The following is a 13290-nucleotide window of genomic DNA, read 5'->3' as shown; positions in this document are numbered from 1 at the left end:
TCTATAATTTAATTGTAAAGGAGAAAAGATTATGGAAAATATTCTAACGATTGAAAATATTAGTAAATATTATGGAAATAAGAGTAATCTTACTAAAGCTATCAGCAATATTTCAATGAATGTTGATAAAGGTGAATTTATTGCTATCATGGGGGCTAGTGGTTCAGGGAAAACTACACTACTGAATGTTATTTCAACTATTGATAAAGTTACAAGTGGTCATATTTATATTGAAGGTCAGGATATTACAAAACTTAAAGGTAATGATCTAAATAGGTTTAGACGTGAAGAACTAGGATTTATTTTTCAAGATTTTAATTTATTAGATACGCTAACAGCTTATGAAAATATTGCTTTGGCTTTACAAATTCAAAATTTTAAAGCTAAAGCAATTGAACAGCAAATAAAAGTTGTTGCAAGAAAATTAGATATTGAAGATATTTTAAATAAATATCCTTATGAAATGTCTGGAGGACAAAAACAGCGTGTAGCTAGTGCGCGGGCCATTGTTACAAATCCTAAACTTGTTTTAGCAGATGAGCCTACTGGAGCGTTAGATTCTAAAAGTTCTAAAATGTTATTAGAACGACTTCAAAGATTAAATCAAGACTATCAAACAACGATTCTAATGGTAACTCATGATGCTTTTAGTGCCAGCTATGCTTCTAAAGTGATTTTTATCAAAGATGGAAAGGTCTTTAATCAATTTAATCGAGGTGAAGCTACTCGTAAACAATTTTTTGATAAAATTATTGATGTTGTTTCTTTGCTTGGGGGCGATGTAAGTGATGTTATTTAATCTTTCATTAAAGAATATTAGAAAAAGTTTTAAAGATTATGCAATCTATTTTTTTACATTAATCCTTGGAGTGGCAATCTTTTATATCTTCAATTCTTTGGAAAGCCAAACAGTTATGCTGAAACTAAATAGTTCAACTAAAGATATTATTAAACTAATGAATAATGTGTTGTCAGGCGTAAGTGTATTTGTTTCATTTATATTAGGGTTTTTAATTGTCTATGCAAATCAATTTTTAATGAAGCGAAGAAAAAAAGAGTTTGGGATATATATGATATTAGGAATGTCAAAAAAACAGATTTCTAAAATACTATTAGTTGAAACTATAACAATTGGTTTGATTTCATTAGTAATTGGTTTAGTCTTAGGAGTCGCTCTATCTCAAGTAATGTCGATTGTTGTAGCTAATATGTTTGAAGCAGACATGACTAAATTTACATTTGTTTTCTCTTTAAGTGCGTGGATAAAAACAATGATTTATTTTGGGATTATGTATCTTCTGGTTATGGTTTTTAATACGATTCAAGTAAATCGCCAACAATTAATTAAATTATTGACAGCAAATAGACAAAATGAAGAAGTTAAATTAAAGAATACCTATCTTTGTATAGGGATCTTTATTGGTGCTGTTGTATTATTAAGTTATGCTTATTATAACGTTACCGCAGGAGCTGGTAATTTAACGAACAGCAGCTCAGTGCTTTTCCAAATGATTTATGGTGCTGTCGCAACGTTTTTAATCTATTGGTCTATTTCAGGTTTGATTTTAAAATTTGTTATGGCATCTAAAAATTATTATTTCAAAAATTTAAATAGTTTTACGGTTAAACAAATTAGTAGTAAGATTAATACAACAGTACTTTCAACAACGGTAATTTGTTTAATGCTTTTTTTAACAATCTGTATTTTTTCAAGTGCTTTTGCGTTAAATAATTCTGCAACAGAAGAGATAAATGAGTTAGCTCCAGTTGATATTCAAATGCAAAAAGATGTAAGTGTTGATAATTTATCAATTACAAAATATTTGTCTCAAAAGCAAATAGGATTAGATGATTTAAAAAACATTTATACATTTATGACTTATCGTACTTCACAATTGACATATAGAGATACTTTTGGCAGTGCCTTTAAAGATGTAAGTGAAAGTTATTTGAATAATTGTGAAGATATTATTAAACTTAGTGATTATAATAAATTGGCTAAAATATATAATTTACCAACTTATGATTTAAAAGACGAATATGTTGTAATGGGGAATTATGAAAATTTAATGTTTAGTCGAAATCAATTTCTTAAAGAAAAACCAGCTATTGAGTTAAACGGAAAGATATATCAGAGTAAATTTGATAAATGTCAAAATGGTTTTTTATCAATGCAGTCTAGTCATATGTGTATGGGAGTGTATATTGTTCCAGATGAAGCGGTTAGTAATTTTATTCCTGCTGATAGTTATTTAGTGGGTAATTATGCTGCAAATGATCAGGATACAAGAAACGAAGTAGATGAAAAAATGCACAGTTATAGCTCTGATGTCTTATTGATTAATACAAGAATTCAAATTTCAAGTAGTAGTGTGTCTATGGGAGCTATGGTTATCTTTATTGGTTTATATATAGGAATTGTATTTTTGATTTCTTGTGCTGCTATCTTGGCACTCAAAGAGTTGTCACAAAGCATTGATAATAAAGGAAAATATCAGATTTTAAGGAACGTTGGTGTTGATGAAAAAATGATTAATCGTTCTTTATTTAAGCAAATAGCTGTTTATTTTGCTTTCCCGCTTATCTTAGCATTGATTCATTCAATTTTTGGTATCCAGGTTTGCAATATAATGCTGCAAACATTTAATCAGGCTAATGTATTTGATGCTATTATAACGACTGGAATCTTTTTAGTTATTATTTATGGTGGTTATTTTATCATCACATACCAGTGTAGTAAAAGTATTATTAAAGATAAGTAGAGGATTATACTGACGAGGGGATTCACTTCAATTTTATATACTAGTAATTGAGGTATAGATTATATGTTATGATGATAACAAGTAGGTGATAAAATGAGTGAGTTTGAAAAGATGAGAGCGGGAGAAATTTATAATCCCCGAGATTTAAAACTGATCTATATGTATGATAAGACAGCGCGGCGTTTGCATAGGTATAATAAAAGGTGTTTTCATGTATATAATATGCGAAGCCGCTTAATGAAAAAAATTATTAATACAAGCGGTAATTTTTGGATTCATCCGCCATTTCAATGTGATTATGGCTGTAATATCTATTTGGGAAAAGATGTTATGATTAATTACGGCTGTGTGTTTTTAGATGTTTGTGAAATTAAGATCGGTGATAATACTCTGATTGGTCCACATACCCAAATATATACTGCCTGTCATTCAATCGATCCACAAGAGCGTTTAAAAGAAATTGAATTTGGGAAAGCAGTTACCATTGGGAATAATGTTTGGATTGGTGGAAACTGTACTATTTTACCAGGAGTTACGATTGGCGATAATAGCGTTATTGGAGCAGGCAGTGTGGTAACTAAAGATGTTCCTGCTAACGTACTAGCTTATGGCAATCCATGTCAACTAAAAAAGAAGATATGATTTTATAAAGTTCTTAAGCTTTTGCTAAGAACTTTTCATTATTCTTGACATTTGTCCAGCAATAGTATAAATTTATATCATACTAATATAGTAGGAAAAGAGGGATAGGATGATTTCCGTAAAGATATTAAAAAATAAAAAGATTTTTGAATGGGAACGAATGTATGGCTGTTGTCATAATTAATAATGTTGTTAAATAAATTTATTAAGGAAAGAGGACAGTTAAATGAATATAAATATTTTTGAATTAGGAGCCGTGCTTCTTGCAGGTGTTTTCTTCGCAATTATCTATTTTCTAGGTAAAGTGAAGAAGTATGATTTTGGGCTTTTAACTATTTTAGGATTAGTTTTTGGGGTAGCCGTAGGATTGATTTTTAAAGGACATTATTTGTATTTAGAAGCAATCGGAACGATTTATTCGCATTTGATCTTAGCGATCGTTATCCCGCTATTATTATTCAGTATTATTTCAAGTATTACAAATTTAGGAACATCGATCAAATTAAAGAAAATAAGTGCCAAAGCGATAATATTTTTATTATTAAACACCCTACTAGCTAGTACTATAACACTGACCTTAGCAGTAGTAACTAAAGTTGGAAGTGGCATAAATTATCAATTGGCAAGTGATTATAAAGCGGTGGAAGTTCCGGCATTCATCGATACGATCATTAATTTATTTCCAAGCAATTTGGCTAACAGTTGGGTAAATGGCGAAGTAGTACCTATTGTAATTTTCGCTGTAATTGTTGCGATTGCCTACAATAAGATTGCCCGTAATCAGCAAAAAGCTGTTTTACCGTTTAAGCATTTTATAGATGCCGGAAATCGTGTGATGGGAGAGGTTGTTAACTTTGTTATTAGCTTTACACCGTATGCTGTATTAGCATTGATTGCACGTGCAGTAAGCAAGAGTGCTCTAAGTGATCTGATTCCGCTATTGAGCGTCTTAGGATTAGCATATTTATTGAGTATAATCCAAATTTTTGGGGTAACCAGTGTTTTATTAAAGGTGGTAGGAAAGTTAAATCCGCTTAATTTCTTTAAAGGAATTTGGCCGGCTGGGGTAGTAGCATTCACTTCTCAAAGTAGTATTGGGACAATTCCTGTCACTGTTAGACAACTTACAAAGAAACTAGGAGTTAATGAAGATGTTGCTTCATTTGTAGCTAGTTTAGGGGCTAATCTAGGTATGCCGGGATGTGCAGGAATTTGGCCAGTTTTATTAGCAGTCTTCGCAATAAATGTTTTGGGGATTGATTATTCAATCGGCCAGTATATATTTTTAATTGTTTTAGCTGTAGTAGTATCAATTGGAACTGTTGGGGTGCCTGGTACTGCAACCATTACTGCTACTGCATTATTTGCTTCAGCAGGCTTACCGATTGAAATTATTGTTTTATTAGCACCTATTTCAAGTATTGTAGATATGGCAAGAACAGCAACTAATGTTGTTGGTGCCGCTAGTGCTGCAATGTTAGTTGCCCGAAGTGAAAATGAATTAGACCTTGCTGTTTATAATAATGAAACAATCGGACAGCCGGATTTAGAAATAATTTAAAAATAGAAGCTATGAAGATAAATTCATAGCTTTTTTATGTTCATATTTTAGTGAAAACAATCTATCTGGAAAAATAATCAAGAATAGTTATTTTTCTTTATTTGTATAATTTTGACATTTTTATGATTTTGTTTCATATAAATTATTGATAAAGCCAAAAATGAGCATGTTTTTATATAAAAACACTGGTTAAAGCGGTATAATTGGTATTGTAATATGATATCTATTGTGATATATTGTAAACAGATATTAGATAGAGGCGCGAATTGTTAAGAAGTTTTTACCATAAGATGCAAACCAGGTAAAAAGGGAGGAGCGTTCGCCGAAGAGATAAATGATTGCATGCGTTTATCCTCTGGGCTTATAGTGAAGATCTATAAGACTGTCATTATCAATAGATAATGGTGAGCTATCATTGTTCATACGCTGTTTATGTTGCAATGATACTCATTGCAACTTTTTTTGTAAAGGAGAACAATGATGGAAAATATTATTGATGCAGTGAGCTACGAAGAAAATATTATTCAATTACAACTTAGAAATGTTCCTAAACACCCAATGATTATTGCCAAGATATTTACAATCTTGAGTGAGTGTGGGGTAAATGTAGATATGATTTCTCAAGTAATGATTGAAGATGCGATGCAAATTGAGATTACACTTGATGAAAAATATCAAAAGAATCTTAATGATGCAATTATGAGATTAAAAGATGAGGTTAAGCAATTAGAAATTGCGACTAATCGTAAATATTTTAAAATTGCAGTTGGGGGAAAATTACTAGAAACGACCCCTGGGGCAGCGGCTAAAGTATTTACTATTTTAGGGGATAACAACATTCATTTTTATCAAGTAACAACCTCTAAACGAACAATCTCGTTTATTGTTGATAAGAAACACAAAGAATTAGCAATGAAAAAATTAGATGAAGCTTTTGGCTTAAATATATAGGAGGAAATTATGGCTATTTTTGAAGGTAGTGCAGTAGCACTAGTATTACCAATGCATGAAGATGGAAGTATTGATTATGATGGATTTAGATGTCAGGTTCAAAGAATGCTTGATGGCGGTGTACAAGCTTTATTAGTTAATGGAACTACTGGTGAAACTGCAACGATTCATATTGATGATGAATTTAAATTATTAGATATTACATTAGAGATGGCAGCGGGAACTGGTGTAAAGGTTATCGCTGGAGCAGGATCAAATGACACCGCAACAGCTTTAAAGAAAGCACATTATGCTAAAGAAAAAGGGGCTGATGCAATTTTAGTTGTAACTCCATATTACAATAAAACAAGTCAGCGTGGTTTGATCAAACATTATACGACAGTTGCTGATGCAGTAGATATTCCAATGATTTTATATAATGTTCCAGGAAGAACGGGAATAAATATTAATGTTGCAACAGTTGTTGAATTAGCTAAACATAAAAATATTGTTGCTATGAAAGATGCAACAGATAATATTGCATATGCAATGGAAGTTTTAGCTAAAACTCAAGGTATGGATTTTGATATGTATTCAGGATGTGATGATAATATCTTGCCATTTATTTGTGCCGGAGGAAAAGGAGTTATTTCAGTATTATCAAATATTTATCCACGCCAAACTGAATTGTTGGCTCAATTAGCATTAAAAGGTGATTTACCTAAAGCTCAAGAATTGGCCTATGCTCTTGAGCCGGTATGTCGCTATTTGTTCATTGATGTTAATCCAATTATGCCTAAAGCTGCATTAGCAAGAATGAATGTATGTAAACCGACATTGAGATTGCCTTTGATTGAAACAACCGAAGAAAATAAAAAATTATTGTTTGATGCGATGGATGCATTTGAAAAGTTGGGGTTTTAAGATGAAAGTATTAGTATATGGATATGGATTAATGGGGAAAAAGATTGCCCATAAAGTAAGAAGTCAAAATGATATGGAATTAATGGGAATTGTAAGTTATGAATTTGATGAAAAAGTTCCTGAAAAAACATATAGTTCATTAAAAGAGTGCGATGAAAAAGCCGATGTCATCATCGACTTTTCTCATCCGAACAATTTAAATGATATTTTAACGTATGCATTAGCGAATCAAACAAAATTAGTAATTGCTACGACAGGTTATAGTCAAGAACAGCTTGATCAAATTAAAGAAGCATCTAAAGAAATTGCTATCTTTCAATCATATAACACATCATTTGGGGTGCAGATGGTTACAAAAATGTTACGACAATTCGCAAAAGAATTTTATGACGCAGGATATGATATTGAGATCCTTGAAAAACATCATAATCAGAAAATTGATGCACCTTCAGGAACTGCTGAATTATTATATGAAGTTATGGCTGAGGAAATTGATGGCGTAGAAGCGTGTTATGATCGCAGCAGTCGTCATGAAAAACGAAAGAAAGAAGAAATTGGGATCCAGTCATTGCGTGGGGGAACAATTTTTGGGGAACACACGATTATGTTTGCGGGAGTAGATGAAATTATTGAAATCAAGCATACGGCTTTATCAAAAGAAGTATTTGTTCAAGGTGCGATTAGTGCTGCTTATGCACTAAATGATAAAGATAATGGTTTATTTACTTTAAAATCATTATATTAATAGGGGGAAAATATGGTCTTACAAACGGAATTTGCACAAATTAAAAATAATAACTTATACATAGATGATGTTAAAGCAACAGAGTTAGCAAAAAAATATGGAACACCTTTATATGTTATGTCTGAAGGACATATTAGACATCAATTTAATAAATTAAAAACGAAAATGATTGAAAAGTATGAAAATACACTACCATTATTTGCATCAAAATCATTTTCTTGTATTGCAATTTATAAAATTGCTAAAGAATATGGTGTTGGAATCGATTGTGTATCAGCGGGTGAGATTTCAGTTGCTTTAAAAAGTGGATTTGATCCTAAAAAGATTTATTTCCATGGAAATAATAAATTACCATCAGAAATAGAATACGCGTTAGAAAACGGGGTAGAAAATTTTGTAATAGATAATTTTTATGAAATAGATTTAGTCCAAGAAATTGCTTCGAGATTAGGTGTCAAAATAAATGGGATTGTCAGAATCACACCGGGGGTTTATGCAGGAGGTCATGACTATATTCGAGTTGGTGCCAAAGATACAAAATTTGGTTTTAGCAGCCATGATAATACATATCTAAAAGCAATCAAAAAGGTAATTGATGCTCCAAATATTAATTTTGATGGAATACATTGTCATGTTGGCAGCCAAATTGAAGATATTCAAGCGTATGTTTTAGCAATGAATAAATTTGTTGAAATTGCTTATGAAATTTATGATATTTTTGGAATTGTAATTAATAAATTAAATGCAGGTGGTGGTTTTGGAATTGCTTATACAGCTGCTGATAACCCATTAGAATTTGAAACAGTAGTTGATACGATCATGGAAATCATTACTAAAGGATTTGATGCTCGGGGATTAAAACGTCCGATGGTCCTAGTTGAGCCTGGTCGTTATTGTGTAGGAAATGCTGGAATCACATTATATACCGTCGGGTCATCTAAATATATTAAAGATATTCGTGATTATATTACAGTTGATGGTGGGATGACTGATAATATTCGTTCTAGCTTATATGCTGCTAAATATGATGCTATTATTGCAAATAAAGCAGAAATGCCGACGGATCACCTAATTACTGTTGCTGGAAAGAACTGTGAATCTGGGGATATTTTAATTAAGGATATTATGTTACAAGACCCAGAGCCCGGAGATATTCTGGCAATGTTTTCAACAGGAGCGTATCATTATTCAATGTCATCAAATTATAATCAATTGCCAAAACCGGCAGTGGTATTTACGTATGAAGGTAAGGATCGTGAAGTGATTCGTCGCCAGACATTTGATGATTTAGTTTATTACGACATTGATTCAAAATATTAATTAAAGCGGCATATGCCGCTTTAAACATAGATGGAGGAATTTATGGAATTAACCTATAAGAATATTAAAGAGATTTCGCAAGAGAGATTAGTTGATTTATTTAAATCGGTAGAGTGGGAGTCAGCGAACTATCCTGCTCAATTAGTACAGGCAATAAAAAACTATGGAAGTGTTTTTAGCGCTTGGGATAATGATAAGTGTGTTGGTCTGGTTGCTTCGATGGACGATAGTATCATGGTTGCTTATGTTCATTATGTTTTAGTCAATCCACAATATCAAAAATATGGAATTGGTAAAAAACTGATGCAAATGATGCTGGAACATTATAAGGACTATCATAAAGTTTGTTTGATTGGTGTAAATACTGCTGTTGGTTTTTATGAACATCTTGGTTTTGAAGTTAATGAAAAAGCAAAACCAATGTTTTATCTGAATAAGAATTATTAATAAAAAATGACTTTTTAAGGAGTCATTTTTATTTAGTCTTATTTTTGGGCAATTACACAAATAGTTTTACTTGTTTTATCATATTTTTGTCCAATGACATCTTTATAAAAATCAAGTTTAGTAAAGCCGGCATTTTTTAAGTCTTTCTCTAATTCTTTCAGGGAAAAAGTATGTTCCCAGATATTATAAGTAGTTATTCTATCTTCGTTAATGACAGTATACTGATTTAAAAATGTATGGACATTATCATAACGATAAAAAGCATTTAAAACTAAGTGCCAGTCATTATGCCAAAAACCATTTTCATTTATTTGCCAATTTTTATGTTCTACCGCTCCATCATATTGTAAAGGAGTAAAGACATCAAATAATAAAGCGCCTTTGGGGGATAATGTGTTATAGATCTTTTGCAAGAGCTTTTTCCTAGTAGCAGGAGGAAGGACACCAAAATCACAATAAATTAAAGTAACTAAATCATAGTGCTGTCTAAAGTTCGATTTGGTATAGTCACTACGAAGGTAAATAATATCAAATCCTTTTTGTTTGGCGGAAGCCTGAGCATAACTGATTGACCGTTTTGATAGATCGATACCAGTAACCTGATAACCATACTGATAGAATAATTCAGCATAAATACCGGGGCCACAACCAAGATCAAGTAAGTTGTTATAATGATGATTAGGTAGTACAGTATTGATCCAGGCAACTGATTTTTTTACAAAGTCAAGTTTACGGGTAGCTGATTCTTGGTTCTCGTTAAGATGAGCTTTTAACATGCCTTTTGAAATATGAGGGTCGTCCCAAATACTTGCTGTACTTTGTTCAAATAATTTAGGTCGCGTATTTAATTGTTTTAATATATCTTTCATCGTGTTTTGTCCTTTCGTATGATCCGGTAACTAGATAAAATAAAAAACTGTGGTTATTTCCACAGTTAAGAGTTTTGACTATTAATGTGGAAATTAAAATAATCATTTGGGCATAACAATAAAACCTGTTTTTGACAGGTAAAAAATTATGCATTTTTGATTATCTAAGTTTTCCACGTTTCACTTATGTTACTGATTATGTAACATCAAGTGCGCCGGACAAAATCATCTCCTTAATAGTTACCGTAATTAAATTATATAGTATTTGTAAAGTAAAAACAATTAATAAAAGCCATAACTGCTATGGCTTTTATTAATTTATAATTTGTCTGTTTTAAGACATAGATAATCAATTTCAGCAGGAGTTAATCTTATTTTTAACGCCTCAGCACATGAATCAAATTCACTTTTATTACGACTGCCAACAATAGCTGCAACATCAAATGGCTGGTCAAGTACATATGCAAGGGCAATATTGATTGAAGGAACCCCTTTGAGTTTTCTTAATTCTTTAGCTCGTTTTAATCGTTCAAAGTTTTCTGGAGTAAAGAAAGCATCTTTAATGTCCTGAGGTGCGTTATCATCGTAAATATCAGCGAAGAAACCGTGTCCTTGAGCGGCCAGCTAAATAGAGTAACATCTTTATTTTGATGCCATTTAGCAAAATCGTCATCTGCATAGACACAGCCAGGCCAACGTGTTTTCGCGACATGGGCTAAAGAATAAGATGGATTATTTACTGATAATCCTTGGTAGCCCATTTGTTGGCAATATTCTACTGCCGCTTGAACACGATCTAGTTCCCAATTGGATACACCATAAGTAGTAATTAAACCTTCTTGACGATGCTGTTCTAAACGATCCATTATTTCATTGACAGGGACACTAGGATCATCGCGATGAAGTAAGTAAATATCAAAATGATCGCACCCTGTATGAAGTAAACTATAATGAAGATCGTCAGTAATAATATCTGGCTTTACTCGCCAATACTCTGGATGATGGCAGCCTTCAGGGGTAATAATTGGGTGACATGCTTTATCCATAATTACTAATTGATCGCGATTATTACGAGAATCAAACCATTTTTTTAAAACTCGTTCAGATTCACAAGCATGTTCTCCATCTTTGTTTGCCCCATAAAATCTACCTGTGTCGATTACTGTTCCTCCAGCAGCAACATATTGATCCAACATTGTAAAAATTTCTTCTTCAAAGGCTGGATTAAACCAGGCTGTACCCATAATTAATTTTGAAATCGGTTTGTCTAAACCTTTAATGTTAATATATTCCATTTTTTCATCTCCTAAGCAGTTTTTTTGATTAAATAAGTATTTAAGATAAGACCGATGATTGCAACACCAATAGCAATTAAATAGACATTGTTATAGGCAAGGGGGCCGGCTTCACTGTTAACAAAATTAGCAGCTATCTGAGGTCCAAATAGAGAGCCGATTGAATTAGGAATAATTCATACACTATCATCACAATATATTCCAGATACAATCAGAGGTTATCTCCAGCAATATCCCCAAACAGAGTTTAAAATTCAAACTGATAAAACAGAAAATATTATTAAAGGGCTAAAAGAACATAAATATGACATAGGTTTTTGTGGAAAAATAATTGCTCCAGAATTAGTTTTTATTCCTGTTTTATATCAGGAATTTGTTGCTGTTGTTCCACCAGATCACGAACTTGCAAATAAGCAGGAGATAAGTTTAGAAGAATTAGTAAACTATGATTTAGTAGGCTATCTTGATGATTTAGTAATTGCTCAAACAGTTAAAGAAATTTTTGCAGAACATAAATTGGAGCCCCGCTATATTTCTAAACAGGAAAATGAATTATTGATTGGTGGGATGATCAATCAAGGGTTTGGTGTAGGAATCGCTGCTAATACATCATTTTTAAAAGAATTTGATTTAAAGGTCATTCCTTTAAAATTAAAAAAAGATTACCGTGTAATCTATCTAGTTTATAATAAAGTAGATTATATTTCAGCAGCTGCAGAAAACTTTATCAACTATATTGCAATTAATAAAATAAATTTATAAAAAATTGCTGAAATGCAGTAACTCTTTAATCACTGTTTAATAATTTTGTTGTCTGTAAAGCTCTTGCTAAGATAACATAAATAATAATGCCACCAGCAGTCTGCATAGTTAGACCAGGTAAAGCTCCAAGTGCAGCGGGCCAAGTAAATAAAAAAGTTTCAGCTGCTGTATAAGCTATAATTTGGAAAACGCCACCACCAATTGCACTTATTATTTTACTTGGATACTGTTCCCAAATAATTCCCATGATCCAGGCCATAATGAATTTAATAATTAAAGTTGGTCCGATCCAGATAGCTGCACCACATAGTAAATCGGCTAAAGCACCTCCTAATGCACCAGCAAAGGCACCATCTCTTTTACCTAGAATCAATACACTTAAAAAGATCATACTGTCGCCCATATGAAAGTATCCTCCAGTAGCTGGATTGGGAATTCTAATACTGAATGTTCCAACAAAAATTAGGGCTATCATTAGTGCTGTTTTTGCGAGTTGATTTGTTTTTTCATTAATCATTTCTAATCCCCCTTTAGAATTGATAATATAATAGCAAAATATTGACCATATCTTAATAACCAATAATAAGATATTTTAAAAGGACAGTTTAAATTAATATAGAGAAAAAGTAATCTATGTAGTGACCAACTTTAGGAGGTCACTTTTTATATGAAGTAGAGTAAAGAACTTAAATTAGAATGTATTTAAAAACATAAAAAATGGTGAATGCATAAAAGGACCACCAGGAATTAAACATGAAGTTTTTATAATTAAGTTCTTCGCTGGTCTAGGATATTTGATTCACTTGGAGAAATAGGATTAGAACATGGAAGAACAACCATATCTGTTGAACAAAGAATCGAATTGATTAATAGAGTTTAAAACAAGAGAACAACTCAAAGCTGCAATGAGTGAATATATCGAATATTATAATAACGAGAGAATCAATACAAAAAGAAAAGGATTGAGTCCACTTGCATATAGACAACAATCCTTTCAAGATTTAGCTTTAATTTAATGTGTCCAACTTTTTGG

At 31.9% G+C, this 13290-nt stretch carries 15 protein-coding genes and 1 riboswitch; of the genes, 11 read left to right on the top strand and 4 right to left on the bottom strand.

The genetic code is table 11. The annotated features are described in order from the left end of the window. Positions 1 to 31 precede the first annotated feature (31 nt). The 9 genes from EYR00_RS15145 (at position 32) to EYR00_RS15105 (ending at position 9331) form a co-directional block, all read left to right on the top strand. Complete coding sequence (locus EYR00_RS15145) at positions 32 to 799, top strand: ABC transporter ATP-binding protein (RefSeq protein WP_003535661.1); 768 nt, start codon at positions 32 to 34, stop codon at positions 797 to 799. Next, positions 789 to 2762, top strand: coding sequence for an ABC transporter permease (locus tag EYR00_RS15140; RefSeq protein WP_003535663.1), 1974 nt, complete (start codon positions 789 to 791; stop codon positions 2760 to 2762). The genes EYR00_RS15145 and EYR00_RS15140 overlap by 11 nt, the downstream gene beginning before the upstream one ends. Positions 2763 to 2855: 93 nt before the next feature. Then, entirely contained in the window at positions 2856 to 3404 is a 549-nt protein-coding gene (locus EYR00_RS15135) for a sugar O-acetyltransferase (protein WP_003535665.1), read from the top strand. Between the two features lie 226 nt (positions 3405 to 3630). Further along, on the top strand, positions 3631 to 4965 hold the full coding sequence (locus EYR00_RS15130) for a dicarboxylate/amino acid:cation symporter (RefSeq protein ID WP_003535667.1): 1335 nt from the start codon (positions 3631 to 3633) through the stop codon (positions 4963 to 4965). Positions 4966 to 5211: 246 nt separating this feature from the next. Then, a riboswitch (Lysine riboswitch) is annotated at positions 5212 to 5385 on the top strand. A gap of 60 nt (positions 5386 to 5445) precedes the next feature. After that, on the top strand, positions 5446 to 5916 hold the full coding sequence (locus tag EYR00_RS15125) for an ACT domain-containing protein (RefSeq protein ID WP_008792590.1): 471 nt from the start codon (positions 5446 to 5448) through the stop codon (positions 5914 to 5916). 9 nt (positions 5917 to 5925) lie between these two features. Further along, a complete protein-coding gene (gene dapA, locus EYR00_RS15120; RefSeq protein ID WP_003535671.1) occupies positions 5926 to 6819 on the top strand; it encodes a 4-hydroxy-tetrahydrodipicolinate synthase in 894 nt (297 codons plus the stop codon). A 1-nt stretch (position 6820) separates the two neighbouring features. Then, positions 6821 to 7564: a 4-hydroxy-tetrahydrodipicolinate reductase gene (dapB, locus tag EYR00_RS15115; RefSeq protein WP_009008852.1), complete on the top strand. Its 744-nt coding sequence runs from the start codon at positions 6821 to 6823 to the stop codon at positions 7562 to 7564. Between the two features lie 12 nt (positions 7565 to 7576). Next, a complete protein-coding gene (gene lysA, locus EYR00_RS15110; protein ID WP_003535675.1) occupies positions 7577 to 8884 on the top strand; it encodes a diaminopimelate decarboxylase in 1308 nt (435 codons plus the stop codon). A 42-nt stretch (positions 8885 to 8926) separates the two neighbouring features. Continuing rightward, positions 8927 to 9331, top strand: coding sequence for a GNAT family N-acetyltransferase (locus EYR00_RS15105; protein WP_008792592.1), 405 nt, complete (start codon positions 8927 to 8929; stop codon positions 9329 to 9331). Positions 9332 to 9369: 38 nt separating this feature from the next. Here the strand turns inward: EYR00_RS15105 and EYR00_RS15100 are convergent, their stop codons facing one another. The 3 genes from EYR00_RS15100 to EYR00_RS15670 form a co-directional block, all read right to left on the bottom strand. After that, a complete protein-coding gene (locus EYR00_RS15100) occupies positions 9370 to 10200 on the bottom strand; it encodes a class I SAM-dependent methyltransferase (protein WP_003535680.1) in 831 nt (276 codons plus the stop codon). A 318-nt stretch (positions 10201 to 10518) separates the two neighbouring features. After that, a complete protein-coding gene (locus EYR00_RS16155; RefSeq protein WP_418902988.1) occupies positions 10519 to 10764 on the bottom strand; it encodes an aldo/keto reductase in 246 nt (81 codons plus the stop codon). Next, positions 10722 to 11495, bottom strand: a complete 774-nt coding sequence (locus tag EYR00_RS15670) for an aldo/keto reductase (RefSeq protein ID WP_003535682.1) — start codon at positions 11493 to 11495, stop codon at positions 10722 to 10724. The genes EYR00_RS16155 and EYR00_RS15670 overlap by 43 nt, the downstream gene beginning before the upstream one ends. Before the next feature lie 159 nt (positions 11496 to 11654). Between EYR00_RS15670 and EYR00_RS15090 the strand changes: the two genes are divergently transcribed. Next, positions 11655 to 12257 carry a LysR substrate-binding domain-containing protein gene (locus EYR00_RS15090; RefSeq protein WP_081446366.1) on the top strand — a complete coding sequence of 201 codons (603 nt, stop codon included), beginning with the start codon at positions 11655 to 11657 and terminating at the stop codon, positions 12255 to 12257. A 25-nt stretch (positions 12258 to 12282) separates the two neighbouring features. On the opposite strand, the gene EYR00_RS15085 is transcribed toward EYR00_RS15090, so the two are convergent. Then, positions 12283 to 12774 (bottom strand): ECF transporter S component, encoded by a 492-nt coding sequence (locus EYR00_RS15085; RefSeq protein WP_003535694.1) that lies wholly within the window; start codon positions 12772 to 12774, stop codon positions 12283 to 12285. Positions 12775 to 13126: 352 nt separating this feature from the next. Here EYR00_RS15085 and EYR00_RS15080 point away from each other — a divergent pair, with 352 nt between their 5' ends. Next, entirely contained in the window at positions 13127 to 13273 is a 147-nt protein-coding gene (locus tag EYR00_RS15080; protein WP_369931495.1) for an IS3 family transposase, read from the top strand. The last annotated feature ends 17 nt before the right edge of the window (positions 13274 to 13290 follow it).

The organism is Thomasclavelia ramosa DSM 1402 (assembly GCF_014131695.1).
Classification (GTDB): Bacteria; Bacillota_I; Bacilli_A; order Erysipelotrichales; family Coprobacillaceae; genus Thomasclavelia; species Thomasclavelia ramosa.
The sequence above is the reverse complement of the archived record's forward strand: the minus strand, read 5'-3'. Positions and strand labels throughout refer to the sequence as shown.

Excerpts from the sequence above, each read along its gene's own strand:
- dapB (WP_009008852.1), top strand. The coding sequence starts at position 6,821 with ATGAAAGTATTAGTATATGGATATGGATTAATGGGGAAAAAGATTGCC.
- EYR00_RS15130 (WP_003535667.1), top strand. The coding sequence starts at position 3,631 with ATGAATATAAATATTTTTGAATTAGGAGCCGTGCTTCTTGCAGGTGTT.
- EYR00_RS15145 (WP_003535661.1), top strand. The coding sequence starts at position 32 with ATGGAAAATATTCTAACGATTGAAAATATTAGTAAATATTATGGAAAT.
- EYR00_RS15140 (WP_003535663.1), top strand. The coding sequence starts at position 789 with ATGTTATTTAATCTTTCATTAAAGAATATTAGAAAAAGTTTTAAAGAT.
- lysA (WP_003535675.1), top strand. The coding sequence starts at position 7,577 with ATGGTCTTACAAACGGAATTTGCACAAATTAAAAATAATAACTTATAC.
- EYR00_RS15670 (WP_003535682.1), bottom strand. The coding sequence starts at position 11,495 with ATGGAATATATTAACATTAAAGGTTTAGACAAACCGATTTCAAAATTA.
- EYR00_RS15100 (WP_003535680.1), bottom strand. The coding sequence starts at position 10,200 with ATGAAAGATATATTAAAACAATTAAATACGCGACCTAAATTATTTGAA.
- EYR00_RS15125 (WP_008792590.1), top strand. The coding sequence starts at position 5,446 with ATGGAAAATATTATTGATGCAGTGAGCTACGAAGAAAATATTATTCAA.
- EYR00_RS15135 (WP_003535665.1), top strand. The coding sequence starts at position 2,856 with ATGAGTGAGTTTGAAAAGATGAGAGCGGGAGAAATTTATAATCCCCGA.
- EYR00_RS15105 (WP_008792592.1), top strand. The coding sequence starts at position 8,927 with ATGGAATTAACCTATAAGAATATTAAAGAGATTTCGCAAGAGAGATTA.
- dapA (WP_003535671.1), top strand. The coding sequence starts at position 5,926 with ATGGCTATTTTTGAAGGTAGTGCAGTAGCACTAGTATTACCAATGCAT.
- EYR00_RS15085 (WP_003535694.1), bottom strand. The coding sequence starts at position 12,774 with ATGATTAATGAAAAAACAAATCAACTCGCAAAAACAGCACTAATGATA.